The sequence below is a fragment of the Bradyrhizobium sp. LLZ17 genome, from assembly GCF_041200145.1.
Taxonomy (GTDB): Bacteria; Pseudomonadota; Alphaproteobacteria; order Rhizobiales; family Xanthobacteraceae; genus Bradyrhizobium.
Map to the genome: position 1 here is coordinate 3,416,420 of NZ_CP165734.1, position 25,580 is coordinate 3,441,999.

The window sequence follows — 25,580 nt, forward strand, 5'->3', positions numbered from 1 at the left end:
TTGACAATTTGTAAATGTCAGCGATCGATGACATCATAAAAAGTCATCAATCGCTGACATAGGCTCCGTCCGCGCCGACTTGATCAGCAGCGGATCGACCTGTTTCACCGCGGCAATGTTATCGAGCAGGAGTGGCCAGGCGCAGCTATAGATTACCATCGTGATCTTCGACAGCTCGCCGATTCGAGCAACAAGACCGGCAGCGGCGCGGTGTTGCGGCAGATCTCGATGAACTGGTTCACGAGATTGCCGACTCGCGCATACCAACCGACCGCCACGCCAAGCGGGACGATCAAGGCAACCGAAATCAAAAATCCGCTCAGGGCACGCAGCAGGCTGGCGGAGACGTCATCATAGAGCTCGCCGGTTTGCGCAAGCTGCCAGCCCGCAGCAATGATGTCCGAGAGCGGTGGCAGGAACACGGGATCGATCAGCCCGAGCCTCCGAGCCGCGTCCCACGCCGCCAACAGGAAATCAGCAGCAATGAGCGGTGCCCGAAGGCAGCCAGCCCGCGGGCCGCGGCGCGGATCCGGTCCACCGCCGGCGATGCCGGTCTTTCCACGCTGGTGAGCGGCTCTCGGGGCCCGTGCGCAACTCCACCAATGTCAATGTTCGAGACTAGACATGGGCGAACTCCTCCACTTTGCGATCGGTGCGCGCACCAGCTCCGCCAGCCAACTGTGCCTGCTGTGCTTTCAGCACTTCCTCGCAACAAGCTCCAGACCTCGTGGCGCACGCTGCCGAACTCAGGCACTGAGCGCACGTCGTCAGCCTCGCTGCGGAGCCCATCCGGAATGTCGAACACCTGCTTGATCCGGCCCGGGCGGGACTCATGACCGCCACCCGCTGGCCGAGTACGATGCCCTCGTCGATGCCGTTGGTGATGAAGACGATTGTCTTGCCGATGGCGCGCCAGATCCGCAGCAGCTCACCGTGCAGCATCGCGCGTCTGGGCGTCGAGCGCGGCGAACGGCTCGTCCATCAGCAGCCCTCGGGATCGTAGGCGAGGCTTCGCGCGATCGCGACACGCTGCTTCATGCCGCCGGAGAGCTCATGCGGACAGCGGTCGGCAAAGCCGGACAGCCCGACCAGGTCGAGGAAATGCAGCGCGATGTCGAGACGCTGCTGGCCTTGAGCCCGGGGATATCGAGACCGAACTCGACGTTCTCTTCGGCGGTACGCCGGGGACACAGTGCATACTGCTGGAACACGATGCCGGGGTGGCGACCGGGTCCGGCAATCGGCCGGCCATCGAGCAGAATCCGGCCGCCGGTCGGCAGCGTGAGCCCGCCTAGCAGATCGAGCAACGTGGATTTCCCGCAGCCGCTTGGGCCACCCAGGGCGAGGAATTCGCCGGAGCGAACATCCAGCGTGATGTCCTCCAGAGCGGCGAAGTGACGGCCTGGTCCGCGGCCCTCGCCGCGCACGACGAACTCCTTGCGGACATGCTCGAAACGGATCTTCACAGTGGTCATCGGGCCTCCGCCGTCCTTCCGGACGGAAATAGTTGAACGCATTGGTGTAGGTGTCGGAAGCCTTGACCTGGCCCGGCTTGAATAGGCCGTCCTTCACAGCCAGTCGATCCACATCTGGATCTCGTTATCCGAGATCACGCCGTCTTGGCCGCAACGCCGGTGCTCTTCCAGTATTTCATCGAGGAGGCATCCTCGTTGCGCTTGCGCTCGACAATGATCTTGTCGAACCGGGCCCGCACCTCTTCCGGCGTTGTGGTCTGGGCCCATTCGATGGCCCGCGAAATCCCTCCACCAGCCTGCGCGAGGCATTGGGAGTGTCGTTGATGAATTTGTGCCGCAGTACATAGGCACCGTCGGTGAACTGGCCGAACAGATCGGTGTCATTAAAAAGCGAACGGATGCCGCCGCGCTCAAGGGCTATGTCGCGCAAAGACGCCACTTAGCGCACTCACCTCGACTTGGCCCTGGCGCAACGCTTGCTCGCCGCTGACCGGCGGGATCGCCACCGCCGCGCCTTGGCGTCCTTGAACCCAGCAACGCTCGACGCCATCCTGCTAGACAGCAGTGCCAACACTCCCGAGCCTATGCCGCGCGATCTCAGCACCGGAGGCGTCAACCACGATTACGACCGTGCCCGCATCACGGTGATATTCGGGATCGCTGGCGATATCCCGAGCGACAAGGGCAGCGTATTTGACCGCTAGTTCAGCAGAGCGAAATAGCTCCCCCACATCGTCCGCCTGTGTCTCTCCGTTGTGGAAAATTGGGAAGTAGTAGCGTCGCATAGCCGCCGGCCCTCGTCCTTTAACCATGATCATGCCCACATCTCGGGACGGCCCGCACCTGTCAAAAACGACAGGGATCGCGCGACAGCGACTTCGCGCAATGGATCGTTATGCGCTTTGTTGCACTGTGACTTGCCCTCGCGCTCCGGTTGCGGTTGAATTCGGGGTGAGTGATTGGGGAATCACAATGAGGTCGAAAATTGCAGCCGGCTTGATGGCGCTCTTGCTCTCGACTACTTGGGCCTCGACGGCTGAAGCTCAGTTCGAGCCGTTGGCATTCGCGGTCTGCAAGAAGATCCCGAGCGACGCAGACAGATTGAAGTGCTTCGACAGATCGGGAAAAGGGCGAAGATCAAGAATCAACCACCGAGCCCACTCCCGTCAAAGCTAAGTGGACGTTTCGAAGGGCAAAATCCCCGATCGATGACAGCGATCAACTCGTTGCAATGCTCTAGGGCGAAACAGGGAAACGTTGCTGATCCTAAGATCCTGGGAGAACAAATCCGTCTTTATCCCGCCCGAGCTCGTTATTTCTGGCACCGGAAACCTCTACGACCTTCTAAGCCGGGTAAACGGAGATTCAGCCGCAAGTGTTCCGGGCAGCACCAATGGAAGGGCGATCTTTATTCCTAACGCTCAAAACTTATGGAATCGCTCCCGGACCAAGGCAAGCTGTTCATCAGAGCGACTGGTTTTCAAGGCACATCCAACGACGGCGCGTTCCTCTTAAATGACGTCACAGCCGCAAGGAACCGAACGGCAGAGACCTGTCGATGAACGACATGTAAGCCGAGCTCAATGAAGGCGGTTAAATGAGCTCGCTGATTTTTGAGGCGGCCTCAGGGGCGCTATTAGCTCCTATGAGCGATCTGGTCCTGTATGAAAGCAGCAAGGCGACGTCTGGCATTTAACGCAGCAACCGCTTTCGAGCTCGCCAGTCGTGCAGCATCAGCCGAATGCCGGCTGTGGAGGACCGACGTCGTTCATTGAATGGGCAAATTCCTGCGGGACAGCGCAAGGTCCGGAGCACCAAGCGCTGCTCAACCTGATCGGGACTTCGATACCAGCAAGGACACAATGATGCGGTATCCTCGGACTTTGGCGGCAGCCGCTCAGCCACCACTGCCCAGGCAATGACGGCGAGTGCGAAAACGCCTCCCAGAGACCCCGCTCCGGATCGAGGCTTCGCGGACGGGGGCGCCCCTTCGTTATCGCCGCTCTGTCCGCATGTAAGGGCTGCGCTCTGAGACCTATTGGAGGTCGGGGGCAGCCGCAAACGGGGCGAGCGGTTGGGTCACCGCTTTGAATGGCTCACCCGATCCGTAGATTTTCCGCCGAGTCTTTTCCGCGATTGTTCACGACGTCGAAGCTGACCTTAGCCCCCTCCGCGAGTGAGGTGAAACCGGCCTTCTCAACTGCCGAGATGTGAACAAAGACGTCCTTGCCGCCGTTGTCAGGTTGAATGAACCCGTACCCTTTCGTCGGGTTGAACCACTTCACTGTCCCCATAGCCACGTAACGTCTCCATTTTTCAAAAAACCAAAACTACTGCGGGAATTCCGACAAAAGAAAGGCTGGTCGCGAGGCGCGCGGGCCGATAACGGCACGCTGATTTAGTCGGCATGCCCCCAGTCAAGTAGATCCAAATAGCAGATCTGAAGTGTGAGCGGCTGCTTGGAGCCGTCTAAGAGCACACGTACCCTGTTGCCGGTGGAGCCTAGCGCAAGGACAACGCCGAGCTTGCCGGATAATGTTCGACCAGCCGACTCAGCCAACATGATACAACAACCCGGTGCCACCCTATCCATGATGAGGGACAATTCTGAAAAGGGCGGACAAAACTTGTGGTCGGACATGCAGGCGAAAATATCGTAAAATCGGCACAAGGAAAAGCCGCGCAGGCTCGGTAAGGACACAAATGTAATAACGATGCTGCCTCGGATCGAGTATCCTCATTGGTTGATGTTGGCGGGACCCATGTTTGTGCTGCCAGGAATGGCCGGATGGGCGGTTCAATGAAGCCGACAACCGGCCCGCGCTGACGCGGGGGGCCCTGAGCGCCTCCGCTGCGGCAGATAGCAGAGCTCAATGGACGTACTCATGATTTCCCCCGTATTTGACAGATGTTGGCGGATCAGCGGCCCAAAGAAAGCACGTGCGCCGGATCCGCTCACTGATCAGCATTTGCAGTATATGCAAGCAACTTTTCTTTTAATGCAACCACCGAGAGTCGGAACATCGTAACGCTTGCGGGCCGATTATCTGAGAGCCGCTGGATGCCGATTTTGAATCCGGACTATCCAATTGCTGTCGCCTTCCCGGCGTGCTCTGAACAGATCGACGCAGTTCCTCGAACAAAGGGGAGTTCGCCACGACTAGTGGCGGATGAGACCGAGCCTGCCCCCACACAGAGCGCAACGCGCCGCTCCGTTCTTTCGACGATTTTCCGAGTATCGGGGCATTGTTGGCTCCTCCTCTTTCTCGTAGCTGCTCGTCACGTATCTTTTTGCTGTACGTCGATAGCTATTGATGGGCGCTGTGGCATATCTGTCCTCATCGACTGCCGCTCTTGAAGAGCTCGAAATCAAGTGCTGCAATTGCCCAGCTTCGGTCCGGCAGGGCCTCGTTTCAATACGTCAGACAATGTCACGGCCTCACCGGCCCAGCCTGAGGAGTGCAAGCAGCCGTGCTTGGGTTGGCAGGTTTAATTTCCCATCTATTTTCACCCGGGACCCAGAGCGGCAGCAATGCTGCAGCGGGTGACTTGAGGACGATCTAGATCAGCGCTTTCAGATACTCAGGCCGCCTTCGGGCGACCTCCTTGCGTGAGTGCGGCAATACTTGTCATCAAATATAGAACGATGACTGCCCGCATTTAAGAAGGATCGGGAGGCGTGACATTGACTATCAGCTTCTCGGCAGCGAGCAGCAACAACGTCAGCTTGTCTTGCTAAGCGCGAGTTGGCGCAGTTACTTGAAGCGGCCGAACAACCATGTCCTGGGCTGGTTGAGAAAGGCCGTGGCGCTCGACCGCCTGGTCGCAAGCGGCCTCGACCCGGCTCATAATGACCCGACTCATAATAAACGCGAGACGCTAGAAAATGGGTCGTCTTCACGAGGGGCACTTTAATTCTGCAAAAAAGCCGGCCTCGGGGATGACTCTTGGGGCCGGAACTTATGGTCTTCTCTCTCCCAGAGACCGGCAGAGGCCAAGAAGGAAGCACAAGCAGCGGGCATCGCACACGCCAAGGCGAACCTCGTTCGACTATCTTGGCCGCAAGCCGAGCTTCACGCGTGACCAGCTACAGACCGTCCGCAACATGCTTGAGCTTGAGGCAGGCACCAGCGCCATACCGGGCTGAGCCGTCAAGCGGCGCTCCGTATCAAGGCTGACCGTGTGGCGCCGATGGGAGCCGCTGAACGGCACGCAAGCTGAGCTAGCGCCACACCCTGCGCCCCAGACGACGAGGTTGGAGAGATGCTTAGAAGGTCACCGCAATTCCGTAATCATCCGATCAGCCATCGACCTTTGTGGATATCGAACTTCACCAAACCCTCGTCTCGCATTTTCAAGAGGAGGGACTGGCAAGCTTCCTGATTCATGATATTGGCGCGTTTCATGACCTCGTACAGTTTGAGCGGTTTCTCTCGGAGCGCCGTCAAGATATTTTCTCGATCATTCAGCACGACGAAACTCCTACCATTACAAGCGCGCTAAATTACAGAGAGTACGACAGCTGATCTTCCGCCACGATTATCTCGATATTCTCGGACGTGGTTTTGATGCGATATCTAAGACGTCCGTCTGCCTCGATGGGCATACATTGAATTATGGTGTAAATCACCCGGTGGACCACTTGCTCCACGCCTTGTGGACCTTGGGGCCGATAGCGAACCTCCTCATTCAACCTATAGGGATAATGACGCACAATGATTTCGGCTGCTCTAGCGTGGAACGTGCTATGATGCAATGCATCGATTTGCCCTCCGGAGAGCGTTACGCGTCCGCGCCTCGCGATCGCAGGAGCGCAACGGAGAGGTCTGCCGTTAACGGCGGCAAGCGCCGAGCCAATCTTCAAGGCGCCGATCATGATAGAAAGTTCCAAGGAGCGATCACGCCGAGCGGCTCGCCGCGAACGAGACGGAGCACATCGCGCGAGGTGGCGCGATCTCGCCATAGATCTTGTTGATCGCCTCCGCGTAGTAGCGGATGGTCGCCACCGCCACAGCGGCTCGGCCTTGTACGCCATCCCGATCTCGATGCCGTTGTCGCGTACGCCGAGCACGGCAAGCTCGAGCGCATGACGCGCGACGAGCTCGGCGGCGCAACAGCACCTTCTTGCGTTCCGCGGGCGCGGCGCGCGACCATGCTCCCTTGTCGCAGGCTCTTCGCGCACCTGTACCGCGCGTCTATATCGGCGACACCGCCATCGGCGATCGGGTCAGCAGCTTGCCGTCGATGGGAGAGATGACGTCGAGCCGCGCGCCGCCTGCGCCCTCGACCGCGGCGCCTGCAATGAAGTGCTGCCGCGGAGAGATGGCTGCGGATCGCCGCGCGTTGATGTCGGATTGCAACATGAGAACGCCCGGAGCGAAACGTTGGATCGGCGGCTGCGCCGCCGACCGCGATTATGCGCTTCATACAGCCTCGATGCGACATTTCTCACAAATCCACCGATAGGTGGATATCATGCATCGCAGCAAATCCATAACGTTGCGGCAACATTCATCTGCGCTCGGACATGGGCCGTTGCGCGTCCGTTCGCTGACACCGGTCTTCCAATGACCAACAGATCACGCCCTCGCATCTTGCTGATCGGCACGGGCGACACTAAGTCGGACGAGCTCCTGTTCATGCAGCGCTGCATTGCGGGCGCCGGCGGCGAGACCGTCTTGATGGACGTCAGCGTCCTCGGCGATCCCCCTTACAAGGCAGCGCACGACAAGCACGCGGTTGCCGCCGCCGCCGACACGACGATCGCTGCCGTGATCGCGAGCGGCGACGAGAATTCGTCGATGACCTTGATGGCGCACGGCGCCGCCCGGCTGACGCGGCAACTCTGCGACGACGGCCGGATCGACGCCATGATCGCGATCGGCGGCACCATGGGCACCGACCTCGCGCTCGAGGTCGCGCTCGCCCTGCCGCTCGGCTTTCCAAAGCTGATCGTGTCGACCATCGCCTTTTCTCATCTGATTCCCCCCGAGCGCATCGCCGCCGATCTGATGATGATCCTGTGGGCCGGCGGCCTCTACGGCCTCAACGGCACCTGCACGGCGGTGCTGTCGCAGGCCTGCGGCGCGATCGTCGGCGCGGCCCGCGGCGCCATCAGGCTGCGGCCCGAGGGCCCGATCGTAGCGCTGACCTCGCTCGGTAAGAGCTGCCTCAGCTACATGGTCGAGCTGAAGCCGCAGCTCGAGGCTCGCGGCTATGAGGTCGTGGTGTTCCACACCACCGGCATGGGCGGCCGTGCGATGGGATCGATCGCAGCGCAAGGCGGATTTGTCGCGGTGCTCGACCTCAGCCTTCAGGAGGTCGCCAACCAGGTGATGGGTTCGGTGGTAAACTCCGGCTCGGACCGTCTGATGAATGCAGGCCGGAACGGCATTCCGCAAATTGTGGCGCCCGGCGCCATCGACATGGTGGACTTTCCCGCCTGGCTGCCGGTGCCGACGGAACTCGCCGATCGTCCGTTCCATGCGCATAACCGCCTGCTTGCGTCCGCGAGCTCCGGTGCCGTCGATCGCCGACGGATCGCGCGCGCCATTGCCGCGAAGCTTGCGGAGGCGACGGCGCCAGTAGCTTTCGTCCTTCCGTTCGGCGGCATCCAGCGATGGGATCAGGACCGCGAGACGCTGTACGATCCCGAAGGCCTCAGCGCCTTTGTCACGGAAATGCGTGCGGCGATCCGCCCGCCAATCGAGCTTCACGTGATCAAGAACCACATCAATCACCCGGGCTTCGTCGCGAAGATCCTGGCGATCTTCGACCGCTGGGTGGCACACGGCATCGTTCCAGCCGGCAAAGTTCCAGCGGAGCAGACATGAGCATATCCGCGCCAAGGGCGCTGGTGCTGGATTTCGGCGAGGTGATCTTAAAAACCTTGTTCGAAACGCATGATGCGGAAGCCGCGCGGCGTTGCCAAGGGAGCACTGACTTGGCGCTGGCCATCGCGGAGGACACCGATCCGCTCTGGTCGGCGATGCAGCGCCGAGAATTGTCCGAGCGCGACCATTGGCTGAGTCGCAGCCGGGAGGTCGGCAGCTCATCGGCGAGGACCGGGGGGATAGGCAGACCTTCGTCCGTCGGGCGCGCGGCGCTGATCCGATGCTCATCATCCGCCTCGAAGCCGGGCGCCATCCGGATCGCGCGAGCAGCCGGCGGCAAGGTCGCCATTCTCTCCAACCAGCCTCGACCTCTTCTAAGGCGCGGAGTTTCGGCGCAAGCGGCCGCTGCTCGGGCATTCGAGAGCATCGTCGAGGCCACGCATACCGACATCCTGAAGCCCGCCCCCCAACGCCGATGGCGCCGTGTGCGATGCCCTCGAGCTCGCGCCGCAGGCCTGCGTGTTCGTCGACGACCAGGAACGCGACATCAAGGGTGCGATCGCCTGCGGCCTCTCGACCGTCTGGTTCGATGTTCGACATCCCCAGAACTCTTCCCGGCAGGCACTCCACATGCTCGGCCTTGCCTTTCGACAGCGGAGCCATCCATGCCCGAAATCAATTTTCTCATCGAGAACAATGCCCGCCGGATCTGGCATCCGATGGCGCATCCCAAAGACATGCAGGACCATCCGCCGCGGATCATCATGAAGGGCGAGGGCATCCACGTCACCGACATCGAAGGCAAGACCGTGCTGGACGCGGTCGGGGGGCTCTGGAATGTGACGCTCGGTTACAGCTGCGATCCGATTAAGAAGGCGATCGCCGACCAGCTCAAGGAGTTGCCCTATTATTCCGGCTTTCGCGGCGTCTCGACGGGACCCGCGATCGAGCTCGCCTATGAGCTCACCGAATGGTTCAAGCCGGAGGGCATGGTGCGCGCGTTCTTCACCTCGGGTGGATCCGATTCCGTCGAGACCGCGTTGCGACTCGCACGGCAATATTGGAAGATCAAGGGCCAGCGCGACCGCACCAAATTCCTGGCACTGAAGAAGGGCTATCACGGCACGCATTTCGGCGGCGCATCCGTCAACGGCAATGCCAATTTCCGCCGCAACTACGAGCCGCTGCTGCCGGGCGTCTACCACATCCCCTCGCCCTGGACTTACCGCAATCCCTTCAACGAGACCGACCCTGCGAAGCTCGCGCAGCTCTGCGCCAATGCGCTCCTCGACGAGATCGAATTCCAGGGCGCCGACACCATCGCCGCCTTCATCATGGAGCCGGTGCTCGGTGCCGGCGGCGTCATCGTGCCGCATTTGAGTTTCATGGGACTGGTGCGCGAGATCTGCGACCGCTACGGCATCCTCCTGATCTCGGACGAGGTCGTCACCGGCTTCGGCCGCACCGGGGCATGGTGCGGCGCGCGGCTCTGGAACGTCAAGCCGGACATGATGACAATCGCCAAGGCCGTCACATCGGGCTATTTCCCGCTGGGCGCCACGATGATCGGCGATAAAATCGCCGAGGCGTTCGAGAGCGACGAGACGAGCTTCGGCTCGATCGGCCATGGCTACACGTATTCCGGCCATCCGGTCGGTTGCGCGGCCGGTATCGCGGCGGTTGCCGAAACAAAGCGGCTTAAGCTCGACGCCAGGGCCGAGGCCTACGGCGCCATCATCGACGAGGCGCTCGCGGCTCTCAAGCAAAAGCACGAGATCGTCGGCGACGTGCGTGGCAAGGGCTTGATGGCCGCGCTCGAGCTGGTCGCCGACCGCGGCAGCAAGAAGGCGCTCGACAAGAAGCGCGTCGGAAAGATCGCCGATGCGATCTACGATGCCGGCGTGGTGGTTCGCGTCTCCGGCAGCAATATTATCCTCTCTCCGCCGTTGATTATTACGGCCGAGGACGCCAGGACGATCGCTCACGCGATCGACCACGGCCTTGCGACTGGTTGATGAAGGCAAGCGTGGCCGCTAATTCGGCCGCACCATCAGCGCCACCACCGCGGAGCGCGTCTCCACGCCGAGCTTTTGAAAGATGTGGATGAGGTGCGTCTTGACGGTCGCCTGGCCGATCTTAAGGCACTCGCCGATCTCGCAATTGGTGCGGCCGCAGCACAACAGCCGTACCACGTCCATCTCGCGGCTGGTCAGCCCATAGCGCTGCCCGTCCTCGGACGCGGCGGCGCGGCCGACCAGGTTGAACTGGAGGTACTGGTGGATCTTCTCGGCGATGGTCACGGCGCGCTCCGGGATCCTCGCCTCCCTATCCCATACGACGCTCATCCCGGCGACGATTTGGTCGTCGCGCCGGAAGAAGAAATCGAGGATGTCGACGATGCCGCATTGGTCGATGAACGAGCGGTAGAGCGCTGTCTCGCCTGTTTGCTGGCCGGCCATCGTCTTACTGAGGCGCGCCACCGCAAGGTCACCCGCATGAGTCGGATGCTGCGGGTCGAAGGCACTCATGCCCTCGAGATACTGTAGATGAAACGGCTCCGGAATGCGCGCCAGGAGGAAGCGCCGGAGGTTGTAGCCCTCGTCGACTTCGTAAAATGCCGTCGCCGAGCCCTCCAGCATGGACTGGGCAAAATGCACGGCTTCGGTCGTTACGGCCTCCGAGCGGCCCATGAGCATCAGCATGGCCTAGTTTCCTCGATTCCACTCCATTCGGGACATCTGGTGCGTCCTCGCGCGGGCGACGCCGGGAGAGGCACGGCACGTACTTAAGCAACTTGCGGGCCATCGGTTTAGGTTGCCGCCGAGCCGAGGTCCGAACCTGGTCTGCGCCTCGATCGATTGACTGGACAGCGACACCGGCACGTTCGCCGCAACCGATTCGATCCTCGCACGGATTGCCGGCCTACGCGACCGGTTATTGCCGAACGCACAAGCCGCATCACATCGTGACGCCCTGCATTGATGAATTCACATCGCGCGACGTTGTACAATGCGGGCAGCATCGATCTACTCGATCTAACCGCGATGCTTAAATTCGCACGCCAACCTAGCGGGACCATTCCGACCGGTCCGATGGTCATGCTCATCAAAGCGGAAAGCGCGACTATGGCACCTCGGTGACATTCGACGAGCGCCTGCTCGCTTGCAGTGCCGGGGCGGGATCGCTTGGATTGGCATCCGATGAGTGGCTCATCCATGCCAGCTCGGGCAGCCCGATCGGCAAGGCGGCGGTGACGATCGGCGGCAACCGATCGGCGCCCCGGCCTGGGAGCCGCGTCCCACAGGAGCAATAAGGCGATGACCACCGGGAGCGTCGTCCGAGCCAGCCAATTGCCAGCTTGCGGAACGAAGCGGGCTGAGGAATGGCGCCGCTCCCCGGCGGCGGCGCGGCAGCTCTTGTTGCTGATCCAGGAATTGCCGTGCCGCTCGCGAAATACGGTGCGCTCCGCATTTCAAACACACGTACGGCTCAGCCCTTGTCCTATTCCGACATTTTGTTCTCAAGCATACATGGATGGCGCGACAACCAAGATGAGAACGCGTCTCGCCGTCCAGACATCAGCGGCACGACGATATCACGGAAGAAGATGCCGATCGAGAGCTCGGGGCCTTCCGACGGCTAAGCAGACAGTCGTACCGTGTTGCGAGCTCACGGTAGGGCGCTTGTGATCAGCGTCCCGGACTTTTGCGCTCGATCGTATGGTTGGAACGGCCCGGAAACTGCGCTCTTCTGTCGCGTGAGGCACCACGTTTCACGTCAAGGAGTTTGCAGCACTTCAATTTCAACCGCTGTGCGGGCGCATGTCTAGACCCAGCTCGAAATTAATCAGGCCAACGCTTGGCACGGACGTTGCTATTGAGAGCTAGGACAGCAAGCGAGTGGGCGCGGCCAGATGAGCAATATCTTCCGTGGGCCATATCCGAGAGGTGCAACACCGCCCCCGAGCGGATCAACCTTCTCAGCCCGATGATCGAGTTTAACGTTGAACGGCTTGCCGGTTTCGCACGCGTCTGGCCCACCGTGTTGCTGCCCTGGACTACTCCCGCCGCTCGCTAAGCACTCATGGAGGTTGAAATGATGACCCAACTCGGCGCATCCGTACGCAGCCAAACAACAGACGTGGATGCAATGTTGGCCGAACTGCGTTTGAACAATGATCCGCACGATGTCGAAGTCGGCGGCATGTCTTTGCACATCCTGCCCGGGGTTTTGTCACCGCGCCTGAGTCACGCACCGGACGCACTGATCTCGAAATGGCACATCGAGCCCGGCGCGGCGGTACTCGATCTTGGGTGCGGATCCGGTGTGCTGGGCCTTGCAGCACTCCGTGCCGGGGCAAGACGTCTAGTCGCTCTCGACATAAATCCGCAGGCCGTTCTCTCGACGAAGATAAACATAGAGCGATTAGGCTATGGAGATCGAGCAGAAGCCCTCGAGAGTGACACCTATGCTGCGCTACAACCTGGAGCACAATTTGATACCATTATCTTTGCCGCCCCCTATTGGAACCGCAAGGCCAATGACGATCTCGAGCGTTCGTGTTTCGATCAAGATCACAAGGTCATGGCCGCCGCCCTCGGAGGGGCGCACGTCTGGTTAAGTCCGAAGGGTGCGATGTATGTGATTTTCTCCGATCAGGGAGACGTGGGGCATGTCATGAACCTGATCGAGGAGAGCAAGCTGCGCGTCAGAGGCATGCATATTTTCCGACCGACCATTCCAGGCGGGCACGTCCGCATTGTTTGGAAGCTATCCGCGCGATGAAAGTCTCTTGGCCAAGAAGCGCGGTACCCATCACATCAGCGCCAAGCGCTTGGCAGTGTAGTCGATCAGGCCAATTTGCATGTTCCCGACCCAGCTGAAATCGCTTGGCCGCGTGCATGAGTGCGCATCTCGATCGCGACCGTCGAGAGACATCGCAGGTCCGATGCCGTGATCCAGACAATAGCCTCCAAGAACATACTGGTTGGCTTCACCCCGGAGTGCGAGGTGAGGATTAATCCCGCCCGGGCTCGAGCGGTTCGGCCGGACGCCTCTTGGGGCCGGGCACAATTCGTCGCCCCGACAGTGAGATCTGACGAGTGGGCGAGATAGCGTTGCGGGCCCGATGCGCAATGCTACGACCATCGCGAACTTGTGAACTCGGCGGCAGGGGCGGACCATCGCTACGTTCCGTAATTTGAGTGTAGTTTCACGAGCGATCTCGCTGCGGTGATCAGCCGGATAGCAATTCTAAGAATTGAAGTCATGCCTAGATATCAACGCTTCAGGGCTAGGCGGCGCTCTTTCCCTGCAGCGTTATGAAGGGGGCGCCCCGCCTCTTTTCGACGAACGAGCGCATTTTACTGCAGTTCTTATGCGTCAATCCAGCAAGTGAGATCGTTTCAAGCACGACATCCACGCAAAGCTAGGGGCGTCGACGCAGTCATATACTTAAGCTTCTCCCGGGGACTGATGATCAGGCGCCTTCTTACTGGATGCGAAAACTTCGTCTCAGACATGGTCCAGCTTGATTCAGCTAAACACCGGGCAGTGCGATCGACAGGGCGCCTGCCGCGCGGTAGCAGCTGAACGGCTGCCCGAGTCCTGCATGATTGGCGAAGGAGGCTTCTGTCGCTTTCGGCGACCTCAAGCCGCAATGTTTGGGATTACCGGCGGTAAACTATGATTCGACACATCGTATTCTTCACCGCAAAAGATAAGGCGCATATCGACAAAATCATCGAGGGCCTTTCCGTTCTCACCAAAATCCCGCACGCTCGGCGGCTTGAGGTCGCTCGCAACCGCAAGAGTGACCGGCTTGGCAACGAAATTGATGTGATCGTCTACGGTGAATTCGACGACGAAGGCCAACTCGAAGCCTATAAAGCGCACGAGCTTTATCAAGATTCGATCCGGCAAGTAAGACCGCTCCGCGAGCTACGTCTCGCGGCCGACTACAGCATGTCTGCAGATGCGGAGCCAGTATGTTCGGCAGGCCCTCCCCACGGGCGTGGTTAATTGTCAGGCATGTAGGGCTTTTGGGTGGCCATAAGGCTCGCCTTCGCCGGGCGGAATTACGATCACCGATGTATCGCTGAGCTGAGCGACAGAATAATGCATGTAGTGGAACTGCAGTGGATTGAGCCCGTCACAGCCATGCGAAGCCTCTCGCATCGGAGGCACCTCACGTTCCTGGATAGCGCATCGAGAGACGCGGTGCTCGGGCAGCATTCCTATGTGACGTGCGATCCCTTCTGCACCTATATGATGGCGGACGGGAAAGGCATTTGCAACGGAGAGACCATTGTGGGCGATCCGTGGGTGGCACTTCGCGCTCTGCTAGCCAACTATCCGCAAGTGCACTGCGCCGATCTCCCGGCTTTCCAGGGCGGTGCCGCCGGCTTTTTTGGATACGAGCTGAACAGGACGCTGGAGCGATTGTCGGTGCCGGCTATCGGGGGGCATCGCTTGCCTCAGGCAATCCTACATCTTTACGACGTCGTGATAAGCTTCGATCACAGCCATAACAGATGTTGGGTCGTTTCTACCGGGTGGCCGGAGCAGGATCCGGCTCGCCGGCGTGAGAGAGCTCGCGGAAGAGCCGAAGAATTTGTTGCGCTGATTAGAGTCTCAGCCTCCCCTCCTGATTTGACACCAGGCCAAGCCGGCTTATGGCATTCAAATTTCAGTCGCCAAGGATACATTGCGGCAGTACAGAGCGTAATTGATCTCATTCGGGCGGGTGACGCCTTCCAGGTCAATATTGCGCAACGCTTCAGCGCGCGCCTGGCGAACTCGTTCGATCCGATAGCCTTCTATTGTCAGCTGCGGAGAGTGAATCCGGCTCCCTTTGCCGCCCTCCTTCGGTATGGCAAGCTCACCATTGCATCGAGTTCGCCCGAGCGTTTCCTCAAGCTTCACGGTCGACAGGTCGAAACGCGGCCTATTAAGGGGACGATGGCGCGTTCTGCTGATCGGGAGGAAGACCGGCGTCGTGCTGAGACGCTGTCAGGTTCGGAAAAAGACCACGCCGAGAACACCATGATCGTCGACCTCCTACGCAATGATCTCTCGCGCGTTTGCACGCCCAGAATCAATCCATGTCCCGTCATTGTGCAACCTCGAGTCCTATGCATCAGTGCACCACCTCGTGTCGGTCGTTACGGGTGAGCTGGCATGCGGAGAGGACGCCGTCAGCCTACTTCGAGCCTGCTTTCCCGGCGGCTCCGTTACTGGAGCTCCCAAGGTACGCTCGATGGAAATTATCCTGGAGATCGAGCGTGTGGCGCGAGAGGTGTATTGCGGTGCCATAGGCTACATAGGGTTCAATGGACATATGGATTCAAATATTCCCATTCGCACCGTGACGATCGATGCCGGCCAGGCCGCCTTTCATGCAGGTGGCGGGATAACGGCAATGTCCGATCCGGTCGCCGAATACGAGGAGAGCCTAGCAAAAGCAGAGCGCATTTTTCGCGCATTTATTGCTGAAGGCGCCGGTGCATCTTGATTGTCATCATCGACAACTACGACTCTTTTGTCTTCAACATTGCGCGATATTTCCGCAAGCTTGGTGCAGCAACATGTGTCGTCCGGAACGACGCGATGCATGTGAGCGAACTTGCTGACCTCAGGCCCCGCGCGATCGTCATCTCCCCCGGCCCGGGCACTCCAAATGAGGCTGGAATATCGACAGCCGTCGTTCGCGAACTTTCCGGTCAGGTGCCAATTCTCGGCATCTGTCTCGGACACCAGTGCATTGGGAGCGAGTTCGGCGCACGTGTAACGCGCGCACGCCGTCCTATGCATGGTCGGCCCTCGTATGTCACGCATGAAGGCGGGGGCCTGTTCGAAGGATTACCATCCCCACTTTGCGTAGGGCGCTACCATTCGCTTATCGTCGAATTGGATCCGTCATCTGCCCGAGACCTCGCTGTGACAGCACTCTCGGATGATGGGGAGATCATGGCTCTTGCCCATCGCAATCAAGCGACATATGGCGTGCAGTTCCATCCGGAGTCGATACTCACACCGCAAGGGGACGCACTATTCGCAAACTTCCTACGGCTTGCAGAGCTTTCTTAAGGCGGCCGTACAGGTCGGTTTCACAATGCGCAGCTCGATAAAATACCGGTCAACGCGAAAGGAGCAATACTGCCGAAACGGGTTGAGTTCATTGCTGCGGGCAGCACACAACGCCGCGAAGCGGGTTGAACTTATCAATACCTTTCAGGTGCTCGGATCAATAGAACTCTACTGTTGATAGTCCCAGCAGGACGTTGTCAATCAGCCGGGTCGAACCAACGTAGGCTGCGACACAGAGCGCCGCCGGATGCCGCAGCGGACTCTCGGCGCGCTTGAGCGTATGACCGTCGACAAGTTCAAGGTATTGCAGCCGATCAACTGTTTCAAGTTGCCGCTCGGCGGTCGCAATCAGCTTGTCCACCTCGCGCACTCCTGAGCGGAACTCATCCGCCGCGGCGAACAGTCCACGACTGATGGCAACCGCTCGCCGGCGTTCTTCCTTGCTCAGATACCGATTGCGGCTGCTCATCGCGAGCCCGTCGGGTTCCCGAACGGTTGGCACGGTGACGATCTTGATGGGAAGATTGAGATCTGTTGCCATGCGACGCACGACCGCGCATTGCTGAAAATCCTTTTGCCCGAAAAACACGACGTCCGGATGCACCATGTTGAACAGCTTGCACACGACGGTCGCGACGCCCCGAAAATGCCCAGGCCTGATAGCTCCGCATAGTGGCTTCGCCAGTTCGCCCGGCTCGACGAAGGTCTCGAATTGAGCCGGATAGACTTCCTGTGCACCCGGCGCGAACACAATCGCAACACCAGCATCGCGGCACAATTTTTCATCGCGCAGGAAATCGCGAGGATAGCTGCTGAGATCCTCGTTTGGTCCGAACTGAGTCGGATTGACGAAAATGCTGACGACGGTGATATCGCATTGCGCGCGGCTCGCCTCGATCAGGGCGAGATGGCCATCGTGCAAATAACCCATTGTCGGCACTAACCCGACGCGTTTGCCCACGCTGCAAGCCTTCGCGAGCTCACGACGAAGCTCAGCGACCGTGGTAATCGTCTGCATCATTGCACCTTACATCAGGTTGGGTTGGGAGGAGCCCAGGTTGCGATAATGTCACTCAGGCTTTCAGGAAGCCGGTAGGACTCCTGCGGCGCCGGGAACGCACCGGTGCGGACATCGGCAGCCCAACGCGACAGCGCCGCTTGTAAAAGCTGAAAGCCATCTGCATAGGCGCGAACGAATTTGGGCCGATGACCTAAGGTCAGCCCCAGGACATCATGGAATACGAGCACTTGGCCCGAGCAGTCGGGACCCGCGCCGATTCCGATGGTTGGTATCGATAGCGATTCGGTCGCTCGCTGGGCTAGCTCGGCCGGAATGCCTTCAAGCACCAACGCGAAGCATCCGGCCTCCTGCAGACGGTGAGCGTCATCGAGCAGCCGCAAAGCGTCATCGGCTTTCCGGCCCTGCACCTTGAATCCGCCCATGACGTTGACGCTTTGCGGGGTGAGGCCGAGATGGCCCATGACAGGAATTTCGCAATCGACCAGGGCACGCACCATTTCCACGCGCTTGGCCCCGCCCTCGAGTTTCACGGCATCTGCGCCTCGCTGCAGGAACCCTCCAGCGTTGCGTATCGTCTCCTCCGGACCAAGGTGAAAGCTAAGAAACGGCAGATCGGCCACGAGCAAGGCACGGGGCCTTGTGCGTGCAACAGCCTCGAGATGATGGTTCATCATTGCCATGCTGACCGGTAACGTGTTGTCGAATCCGAGACAGACATTGCCAACACTGTCGCCCACAAGAATGATGTCGACGATGGGGTCGGCGATGCCTGCCGTAACCGCATCGTAGGCGGTGGTCATGGTGACACGCCGCCGCTCCTGCTTCCACCGCTGCAGAATTGGGATCGTGACCCGCTCAACTGACACTTCCGAAGCGTGGCTCATTTTCGATCAGTTCCATCAAATGTCTCAAGTCGATTCTGCAGCTCGAAGCGATAGGGATCTGCTCTCATTTGTGCCGCCTACGATTTCGACGCCACAGCGCTCCCCAGGTCGCCCCATTTCCGAATAACAAGGCGAACGGTAATCCGATTGTTTCGAGCGACGCGGTTGGGTACTACGCGCATGCTGGGACCACGCTTTCCTATGGAGGACAAGACAAAACTGTCAACCGTGAAAGGAAGAAAGAAACATACGTCTCCAAGGTAGCGCCCGTGTGCACAAAAATTCCAATGGTCGCGCGACCATCCAGCAAGAACTTCCCGAATTCAAATTGTCATGTGGAAGCGCCTTGCGTCACGCCGCGCCTCAGGGCGCGCTGGGGCGGTCGGAGCCATTCCAGATGAGAGCGCAACGGGCGACGAGGGTGCGCTGATCTGGTCGCGCCGAAGCGCCGCGATGAAGCTCATGGTCTTCCAGTGGCGGAAAGGTGGTAACCTCTGGTCGGTCTGGGGCAGTGGTCCCGTCGACTCGCGTCATGCTGTGGACACCGCCTTCTCGCTTCACCAGGAGTTCGTCCATGTCTGCGGTTTGTCAGCTCACGCCATTGCTCGCCGCCCGCGGCGCAGATGATCTCTTGGTCGAGCCGCATCGGCGCTTGGCGAGCGATGTCGGAGGGCAGGGTGCTGGCCGGCTTGTTGCCGTCACCCCAAAGCAGGTCGAGGTCCGAGTGATCCGAAAGATAGGCGCCGGTGAGATGTTGACAGCCGGGCTGCCGAACGTCCGGGTCTGCGGACAGAGGCGGACGAGCCGATCAATCTTGTACTACCACGCCGCAGGGGCGAACCTTGCCGCGTGCCAGCGGCGGAGGCGGCCTGCGTTCGATGATCTCGTCGGACCCGATCGCGATGCGCCGTTTGCCGTGGCAAGGCGGCAGCGGCAAGCTAAGCGGTATCATTCCCGCGGGATCGACGCAGGTCCGGAGATGAGCTCGTCGCCATTGCGGCGACCCGGTCCGCGATCTCGGCTGCCTTCCGGCGCCCAACTTGTTCAGCGCTGAGCCGGCCGGGATCATCCGGTACTGTAGGCCAACTGCGGCCGAGCATCCGTGTCCGATCGGACAAGCACGGCTCGCAGCACGGAAGGACGACGGGCCCAGATCGCGCAGGCGCGCTTGAATGCCAGCCTTGCTCTGGCCGGTCTGCGAGCGGGCCTCCCTTTCCTTCCCTCATCACGCTTCGATGGCGTTCTCACCGCCCCCCTCCACATCCCTCCCAAGGACCTTCTTCGCCTCCGTCATTATCGGCGCTTTTCAGCCAACCCCTGCGGCGAAAGCCAAAGCCGTCTTCGCGCGCCTGCTACGAGGCAAGCCCACGTCACTATCCACCGACGAGGGCGATAGCGCTACCGTCATCGAAATCATCGAGCGCGTGCTCCAGTCGCGACAATCGAGCCGAGCGGCGTGACCGTGACAGGCACCTCGATCTCGCCTTCGCGGGCGCGTACGACTGTTTCGCCTTCCTGCTGGAGCTGAACGACGGCGCTCTGGATGCTCAGGTCTGTGCCTTTGAAAGTACTGTCGCAGCAACCCTTGGTATTCTCGTTACTGTCGAGCCGCCAAGCGCTTTGCGGGTTGCAGAAGTGGATACCGCATCGATCTTGAGACGATCGTGCTGAGCGATTTCGGCTCCCTAATCCCGGGTCAGCCTCCGGTCAACCCGGTCAACCGCGCCAGTCGCGGCGCTCCGCGCCATCGCTGGCGCACCCAAAATAGGCCTCGGTCCGTAGGCCGGGGCGTTCGATCCACCTTTTGAACGTGATCAACATTTGAGAAGAATCGGACCGCCAAACTTATAGTTGAGCCGTGCAGTCATAACGTCGAGATCCTGGCGGATGCGGTCGACCCACCAGCGGGCTCGGTGAAGCTCACCATGGCTGGCCGCATGAACAGGTGTGCGTACTCGAATCCAATCGACCAATTCGGTGCGAAGCCGTACTCGAATCCGGCTGCCAATGCGCCGCCCCAAAGAACGTGCTTGCTTTCTCCACCTAACTCGCCCGTCGTCCAGATGACCCGAAACGTGTTGCTCATCACCGCGGCGCCGCCTTTGGCGTAAAGCAGTACGTTGTCGAAGGCATAACCGATCTGCGCCGTTACGAGGCCGAACGCATCGATCTTGGTCTGGTTGATATCCAAAAAGCAACGCTGGGATTCCAGCCAGTCAAACGAGCCCAGTTCCCCTGGCCTTCAACACCAAGCACGATCGGGCCCATCTGCCATCGATAGCCGATCTGCCCGCCCACGCGTCCGCCGGTGGCATCATGGCAGCCCTCAGGCTTGCCAACATCGGAATCCCAGCAATTCGAGCTTGAACCAAAGCCGCCGTTCATACCAACGTTGTAGCCGCTCCAGTCGTAGATTGCAGCCGCGACCGCCTGCGGAGCGTTGTTGTAGAGAGGCTGGGCGGGCTGCGCAGCCAGATCCGCGCCGAATGCGGGCGCCAACACGCCAAGCCCCGAATGCTCACAGTCGCGAGCAACAAGTTCTTCATTTCTACTCTCATCTCTTCAGTGTCCCAGGCGTCATGCGTCTTAACAACGTCCGCGCGAATTGCTGTAACTGCATCGCAACATTTGCGCCGAAAGAAATGCGTGAACCGAACGCTGCGTCAGGTTGCGGCGTTGCAGATCATCTCCAACGGGATCGCAATGCACCTTCGCGTGCGAGCATAGATTGCGTAAGACTGAGAAGCGGGCCGCTGATTTCAGCGGAGTAAGCGCACGGCAAGTAAGATTGTGGCAAACCACACAGCAAGTGAGACGAGTGAAGTGCTTTGCAAAACTCTTGCTCTTGTCCCGTGCCGCCACTAAAGACCCCGTTACACACCACGCTCGTGTTGCATCCATTGGCCCTAGAGATCAGATGAAGTCTATTCGATTGAATCAATGTCCTGCAGATGCTGCCCCGTTCGTCGCAGATGCCGCTGCGTCCCGTGCTCGACAGAGCATGCGAATGACAACCTCCGCCTTCGGATGAAGGATGCGGCCCGAAGAATTTTACTTATTGGTTCAGCGAGCCGTTCTCCACCCGAGGCTTCCTACCACACCGCCAATGTCCCGACCGCCGATAACGCTTGCCGATCGTTCCTGCGCTTGCCGCCAGATATTGGACCCTCCATGACCCTTGCGCGAGCGCTTGGGTGAGCGCGCGAGTAGGTAGCCTCTTGCGAGGAATGAGGTGGCAAATGGCCGCCGTGTGTTCATCTTCTGAGCTGAAGTTCTAAGTCGATAAAGGACAGCGAGCATGTTCGTTTCATTCTTCCCTCGACCAAAGTTGTTCTTTGCGTCGTCAATTCTTTGGACGGCGTTGGTGATGGCGTTTTGGTATGGATTTGCCGGCAATCTCTTTCAAGCCCCGGAGAAGCCGGTCGGGCTTGCGACGTTCTGGTCGGCCTCGGCGCTGTGGTTTGATCTCTATTTTGCGCTGGCCGTTACGGTGTTCGCGGCTGCATGGATGTTATTTGCCCCCCATCCCTGGGCGACGTGGTCCATTCTTGGTTCGGCGCTGATCCTGTTCACCTCTTACTTTCAGGTCCAGGTCTCGGTCGCGATCAACAGCTGGTATGGACCGTTCTACGACCTGGTCCAGGCTGCGCTTTCGAAATCGGCGCCGGTCACGGTTGAGCAGTTCTACAACGAACTGTCGACCTTTGCCGGTATCGCGCTCGTGGCCGTCGTGGTCGGCGTGATGACGCGATTCTTCGTCAGCCACTACATCTTCCGCTGGCGCACAGCGATGAACGATTTTTATGTCGCGAACTGGCCACGGCTGCGCACGATCGAAGGCGCCTCCCAGCGCGTCCAAGAAGACACCATGCGCTTTGCCAGCACCATGGAGGGTCTAGGCGTCAATCTCATCAGCGCGGTGCTGACGCTCCTGGCCTTCCTGCCGGTTCTAGTGCGGCTGTCCAGCAACGTGACTGAGCTGCCTCTGTTCGGCTCGATTCCCTATCCGCTGGTGTTCGCCGCAGTGATCTGGTCGATCCTGGGCACCGGCGTTCTCGCGCTTATCGGCATCCGTCTGCCCGGAATAGAATTTTTCAACCAGCGGGTCGAAGCGGCCTATCGCAAGGAGCTGGTGCTCGGCGAGGATGATGCGGCGCGTGCCAATGCTCCGACATTGAGCGTGCTGTTTAGCGACATTCGCAGGAATTACTTCCGTCTCTATCTGAATTTCATGTACTTCAATATCGGCCGGATCGTCTATCTGCAGACTGACGCCATCTTTCCTTATCTGCTGCTTGCGCCTACAATCATCACAGGCAAGATCACCCTCGGCGCGATGAACCAGATCCTCAATGCATTCACGCAAGTGCGAACCTCGTTTCAGTATCTCGTCAACTCCTGGAGCACGATCGTCGAACTGATCTCGATCTATCAGCGGCTGCGGAGCTTTGAGGCAAAGATCCACGGTGGGCTACTGCCGTCGATCGAGACACAAAAACAGCCAGCCTGAGGCAGGAGTTGACGAAACCCGGCCCTTGAGTCGCTTGCCGCACACCCGATCCGACGCCTCCCACGCCGCGGTCGTCGCGTCCTTGATCGTAGCGTCATGTCTACGCTTGCGCTCTCGAGGTGCCTCGACCGGCCCCGGTTCAACCGTTGCGCGTACCCGAATTGCAGGCACCGCGTGCTTGCGGATGCCAACCCGTCGTCGCGCATATCGCTCGAGGATGCGCCTCTTTTTCCGCCCGGCGCCGACCAGCCACGATCCGTTACGGCCGACACCACCTGCCGCCGCGCGCCCATGCTGATCTTTCCCGCCATAGACGCCACCGGACTAATTCGATGGCGCCCACTCAATTACCGTAAGCGTCGTTCTCAGGCCACGGCTTTGAGGGCTTGAGCGCGGTAGGCCCAGGGCAGTAGCAGGTCGATGTCTCGGTTTGGATGTCCGTTGACGATCCTGGTCAGGACGTCGGTGAGGTAGGCGAGCGGATCGACGTCGTTGATCTTGCAGGTCTCGACCAGGGACGCGACGACGGCCCAATGCTCGGCGCCGCCGTCGGATCCTGCGAATAGTGCATTCTTACGGCAAAGTTTGATACCGCGGATCGATCGTTCGACGGTGTTGTTGTCGAGCTCGATCCGGCCGTCGTCAATGAAGCGCGTCAGTCCTTGCCAGCGCGAGAGGGCGTAGCGGATGGCATCGGCGAGCTTGATCTTCTGGCTGATGAGAGCCAGCTTGGCGCGCAACCAAGCCTCGAAGGCGTCGGCCAGAGGCCGGCTCTTCTGCTGCCGCACGAAGCGACGTTCCTCGGCGCTGCGGCCGCGGATCTCCTTCTCGATCGCATAGAATGCGGCGATGTGCTTGAGCGCCTCGCTCGCGATCGGAGCGGGGCCGGCTGTCGCGAGTTCGTAGAAGTTGCGCCGCATGTGCACCCAGCAGAAGGCGAGCTCGACTCCGCCGCGTTCGGCAAGCTTTGGGTAGGCATTGTAGCCATCGACCTGCAGGACGCCCTTGAAGCCGGCAAGATGGCTGAACAGCCGCTCGGCTTTGCGGTCGGGTGCATAGACATAGGCAATGCCGGGCGGATCGAGGCCGCCCCAGGGGCTGTCGTCGGCTGCATAGGCCCAGAGCTGGCCGGTCTTGGTACGCCCTCGACCGGGATCGAGCACCGGCACCGTCGTCTCGTCGGGGAACAGCTTGGATCTCGCGCGAAGCAGAGCGAAAAGGCGCTCATGCAGCGGACGCAGATGGAAGGCCGCATGCCCAACCCAGTCCGCCAGTGTCGATCGATCGAGAGCAATGCCTTGGCGGGCATAGATCTGGGTCTGCCGGTAGAGCGGCAGATGATCGGCATATTTGGACACCAGAACCTGGGCGACGGTTGCCTCCGTCGGCAGGCCGCCCTCGATCAGCCGGGCCGGAGGCTCGGCCTGCCTGACGCCATCTTCGCAGGCTCGGCAGGCGTATTTAGGACGCCGGGTGACGACAACGCGGAACTGCGCCGGCACCATGTCCAGCCGCTCGCTCCTGTCTTCACCCATCCGATGCAGTTCGCCCTGGCAGCAGGGGCAGGTCTTGTCGTCGAGGTCGACGACGACCTCGATCCGCGGCAGGTGGGCCGGCAGTGCTCCGCGATTGACGCGGCGCTTGCGTGCGCGCTCCGCCCGGCCTTCCGGGGCTGTCTCGTCCTGACCGGCCTCGGCAAAGGCTGCGACCTGTTGGACGTCCTCGAGGCCCAGCAGCATCTGCTCCTCGGGAAGCGACTCTGCCTTCCGGCCAAAGCGGTGCCGTTGCAGCTCCTTGATAATCTGACGCAGCCGCTAGCTCTCGTGAAGCGCTGCCAGCGGCATCGCCTTGAGCGTCTCGGGATCATCAGGAAGGTTATCGCTCACAGGCAAATCAGAGCATATTCGCGCCCGCTTGACGACGTGCTCGATGCCCCTGATTCACTTCGCCGCAGCACGGCTCACAACTATCCGACTTGCGTCGGCACGACCGTCTCCCGTGCCGGGTGGACACGCCGCCAATCGAGCCCTTCGAGCAGCGCCGACAATTCCGCCGCCGACAAACGCATCACGCCATCCTCGATTTTCGGCCAGCGGAAGACACCGTCTTCGAGCCGCTTGGCGAACAGGCACAAACCCGTACCATCCCAGAAGATCAGCTTGATCCGGTCTGCCCGCTTGGCACGGAACACATAAACAGCACCCGAGAACGGGTCAGCCTGCATGTGCTCGCGTACCAACATGGCAAGCCCCTCCATTCCCTTGCGGAAGTCGACCGGCTTGGTTGCCACCATCACCCGGACATTGCCGGACGGGCCGATCATCGGCTTGCCTTGAGCGCATGGACGATGGCCGCAATCAGCGCCACGTCCGCGCCTCGGCCGACCCTGATAGTGACGCCTTTGGCTTCGATCTCGATGCCCCCGACATCCGGCTTGGCCTTGCGTCGCGCTGTCTTGCGCTCATGGCCAACAGCCGCGGCCGGTACCATGGCCTCTACCACCGCCGGTACAAACGGCGGATCGTCAGCCATCGACGTCGGCAACCGGCGTGCTTGCCGGCGCCAGGTGAACACTTGTTGTGGGGCAAGCCCGTGCCGCCGGGCAATATCGGAAACGACGGCGCCTGGTACCAGCGTCTCCTCGACGATCCGCGCCTTGTCGTCCTTGGAGAACCAACGACGGCGTCCCGTCTCCGTGATCACTTCCAGCCGGCGCGCCGTCGCGTCCGACTTAAGCGTATGGTCCAGCATAGACACAAGCCGATCCCT

General features: G+C 60.2%; 18 protein-coding genes and 5 pseudogenes. 9 read left to right on the forward strand and 14 right to left on the reverse strand.

The window, feature by feature from the left end; translation table 11 throughout:
* Window positions 1-152: 152 nt before the first annotated feature.
* From AB8Z38_RS16790 to AB8Z38_RS16800, 3 genes and pseudogenes are all read right to left on the reverse strand, one after another.
* Complete coding sequence (locus AB8Z38_RS16790) at window positions 153-467, reverse strand: ABC transporter permease (RefSeq protein WP_369726170.1); 315 nt, start codon at window positions 465-467, stop codon at window positions 153-155.
* 151 nt (window positions 468-618) lie between these two features.
* Window positions 619-942 (reverse strand): hypothetical protein, encoded by a 324-nt coding sequence (locus AB8Z38_RS16795; protein WP_369726171.1) that lies wholly within the window; start codon window positions 940-942, stop codon window positions 619-621.
* A 39-nt stretch (window positions 943-981) separates the two neighbouring features.
* Window positions 982-1,517, reverse strand: a pseudogene (locus tag AB8Z38_RS16800) (ATP-binding cassette domain-containing protein).
* A 434-nt stretch (window positions 1,518-1,951) separates the two neighbouring features.
* Between AB8Z38_RS16800 and AB8Z38_RS16805 the strand changes: the two are divergent.
* A complete protein-coding gene (locus tag AB8Z38_RS16805; protein WP_369726172.1) occupies window positions 1,952-2,179 on the forward strand; it encodes a hypothetical protein in 228 nt (75 codons plus the stop codon).
* 1,392 nt (window positions 2,180-3,571) lie between these two features.
* On the opposite strand, the gene AB8Z38_RS16810 is transcribed toward AB8Z38_RS16805, so the two are convergent.
* The 3 genes from AB8Z38_RS16810 to AB8Z38_RS16820 form a co-directional block, all read right to left on the reverse strand.
* Complete coding sequence (locus tag AB8Z38_RS16810) at window positions 3,572-3,775, reverse strand: cold-shock protein (protein WP_028141284.1); 204 nt, start codon at window positions 3,773-3,775, stop codon at window positions 3,572-3,574.
* A gap of 1,992 nt (window positions 3,776-5,767) precedes the next feature.
* On the reverse strand, window positions 5,768-5,947 hold the full coding sequence (locus AB8Z38_RS16815; protein WP_369726821.1) for a hypothetical protein: 180 nt from the start codon (window positions 5,945-5,947) through the stop codon (window positions 5,768-5,770).
* Window positions 5,948-6,670: 723 nt separating this feature from the next.
* On the reverse strand, window positions 6,671-6,838 hold the full coding sequence (locus AB8Z38_RS16820) for a hypothetical protein (protein WP_369726173.1): 168 nt from the start codon (window positions 6,836-6,838) through the stop codon (window positions 6,671-6,673).
* Between the two features lie 204 nt (window positions 6,839-7,042).
* Between AB8Z38_RS16820 and AB8Z38_RS16825 the strand changes: the two genes are divergently transcribed.
* From AB8Z38_RS16825 to AB8Z38_RS16835, 3 genes and pseudogenes are all read left to right on the forward strand, one after another.
* On the forward strand, window positions 7,043-8,308 hold the full coding sequence (locus AB8Z38_RS16825) for a Tm-1-like ATP-binding domain-containing protein (protein WP_369726174.1): 1,266 nt from the start codon (window positions 7,043-7,045) through the stop codon (window positions 8,306-8,308).
* Window positions 8,305-8,950 (forward strand): annotated as a pseudogene (locus tag AB8Z38_RS16830) (HAD-IA family hydrolase); the annotation flags it as partial. The gene AB8Z38_RS16825 and the pseudogene AB8Z38_RS16830, both read left to right, overlap by 4 nt.
* A 23-nt stretch (window positions 8,951-8,973) precedes the next feature.
* Window positions 8,974-10,323 carry an aspartate aminotransferase family protein gene (locus AB8Z38_RS16835; protein ID WP_369726175.1) on the forward strand — a complete coding sequence of 450 codons (1,350 nt, stop codon included), beginning with the start codon at window positions 8,974-8,976 and terminating at the stop codon, window positions 10,321-10,323.
* Between the two features lie 18 nt (window positions 10,324-10,341).
* Here AB8Z38_RS16835 and AB8Z38_RS16840 read toward each other — a convergent pair whose 3' ends face one another.
* Window positions 10,342-11,010 carry a response regulator transcription factor gene (locus AB8Z38_RS16840; RefSeq protein ID WP_369726176.1) on the reverse strand — a complete coding sequence of 223 codons (669 nt, stop codon included), beginning with the start codon at window positions 11,008-11,010 and terminating at the stop codon, window positions 10,342-10,344.
* A 1,393-nt stretch (window positions 11,011-12,403) separates the two neighbouring features.
* On the opposite strand from AB8Z38_RS16840, the gene AB8Z38_RS16845 reads away from it, so the two are divergent.
* The 4 genes and pseudogenes from AB8Z38_RS16845 to AB8Z38_RS16860 all read left to right on the forward strand — a co-directional run bounded on the left by AB8Z38_RS16845 (window position 12,404) and on the right by AB8Z38_RS16860 (window position 16,396).
* Window positions 12,404-13,093: a methyltransferase gene (locus tag AB8Z38_RS16845; RefSeq protein ID WP_369726177.1), complete on the forward strand. Its 690-nt coding sequence runs from the start codon at window positions 12,404-12,406 to the stop codon at window positions 13,091-13,093.
* 900 nt (window positions 13,094-13,993) lie between these two features.
* A complete protein-coding gene (locus AB8Z38_RS16850; protein WP_369726178.1) occupies window positions 13,994-14,329 on the forward strand; it encodes a Dabb family protein in 336 nt (111 codons plus the stop codon).
* Window positions 14,330-14,425: 96 nt separating this feature from the next.
* Window positions 14,426-15,821, forward strand: a pseudogene (pabB, locus tag AB8Z38_RS16855) (aminodeoxychorismate synthase component I).
* Entirely contained in the window at window positions 15,818-16,396 is a 579-nt protein-coding gene (locus AB8Z38_RS16860) for an aminodeoxychorismate/anthranilate synthase component II (RefSeq protein ID WP_369726179.1), read from the forward strand. The pseudogene pabB and the gene AB8Z38_RS16860 overlap by 4 nt, the downstream one beginning before the upstream one ends.
* Before the next feature lie 157 nt (window positions 16,397-16,553).
* On the opposite strand, the gene panC is transcribed toward AB8Z38_RS16860, so the two are convergent.
* The 4 genes and pseudogenes from panC to AB8Z38_RS16880 all read right to left on the reverse strand — a co-directional run bounded on the left by panC (window position 16,554) and on the right by AB8Z38_RS16880 (window position 20,847).
* Window positions 16,554-17,414, reverse strand: a complete 861-nt coding sequence (panC, locus tag AB8Z38_RS16865) for a pantoate--beta-alanine ligase (RefSeq protein WP_369726510.1) — start codon at window positions 17,412-17,414, stop codon at window positions 16,554-16,556.
* Window positions 17,415-17,428: 14 nt separating this feature from the next.
* Window positions 17,429-18,301 carry a 3-methyl-2-oxobutanoate hydroxymethyltransferase gene (gene panB / locus AB8Z38_RS16870; protein ID WP_369726180.1) on the reverse strand — a complete coding sequence of 291 codons (873 nt, stop codon included), beginning with the start codon at window positions 18,299-18,301 and terminating at the stop codon, window positions 17,429-17,431.
* Between the two features lie 460 nt (window positions 18,302-18,761).
* Window positions 18,762-19,094, reverse strand: coding sequence for a phosphoribosyl-dephospho-CoA transferase MdcG domain-containing protein (locus AB8Z38_RS16875; RefSeq protein ID WP_369726511.1), 333 nt, complete (start codon window positions 19,092-19,094; stop codon window positions 18,762-18,764).
* Window positions 19,095-20,115: 1,021 nt separating this feature from the next.
* Window positions 20,116-20,847: pseudogene (locus AB8Z38_RS16880) on the reverse strand (outer membrane protein).
* Window positions 20,848-21,599: 752 nt separating this feature from the next.
* On the opposite strand from AB8Z38_RS16880, the gene sbmA reads away from it, so the two are divergent.
* The gene (sbmA, locus tag AB8Z38_RS16885; RefSeq protein ID WP_369726181.1) at window positions 21,600-22,811 is read left to right on the forward strand and encodes a peptide antibiotic transporter SbmA; all 1,212 of its coding nucleotides are present in this window, start codon (window positions 21,600-21,602) and stop codon (window positions 22,809-22,811) included.
* A 365-nt stretch (window positions 22,812-23,176) separates the two neighbouring features.
* Here the strand turns inward: sbmA and AB8Z38_RS16890 are convergent.
* The 3 genes and pseudogenes from AB8Z38_RS16890 to AB8Z38_RS16900 form a co-directional block, all read right to left on the reverse strand.
* Window positions 23,177-24,655: pseudogene (locus AB8Z38_RS16890) on the reverse strand (IS66 family transposase).
* A 122-nt stretch (window positions 24,656-24,777) separates the two neighbouring features.
* Window positions 24,778-25,134: an IS66 family insertion sequence element accessory protein TnpB gene (tnpB, locus tag AB8Z38_RS16895; protein ID WP_369726182.1), complete on the reverse strand. Its 357-nt coding sequence runs from the start codon at window positions 25,132-25,134 to the stop codon at window positions 24,778-24,780.
* Complete coding sequence (locus tag AB8Z38_RS16900; RefSeq protein WP_369726183.1) at window positions 25,131-25,562, reverse strand: transposase; 432 nt, start codon at window positions 25,560-25,562, stop codon at window positions 25,131-25,133. Before AB8Z38_RS16900 ends, tnpB begins: the two co-directional genes overlap by 4 nt.
* Window positions 25,563-25,580: the final 18 nt, after the last annotated feature.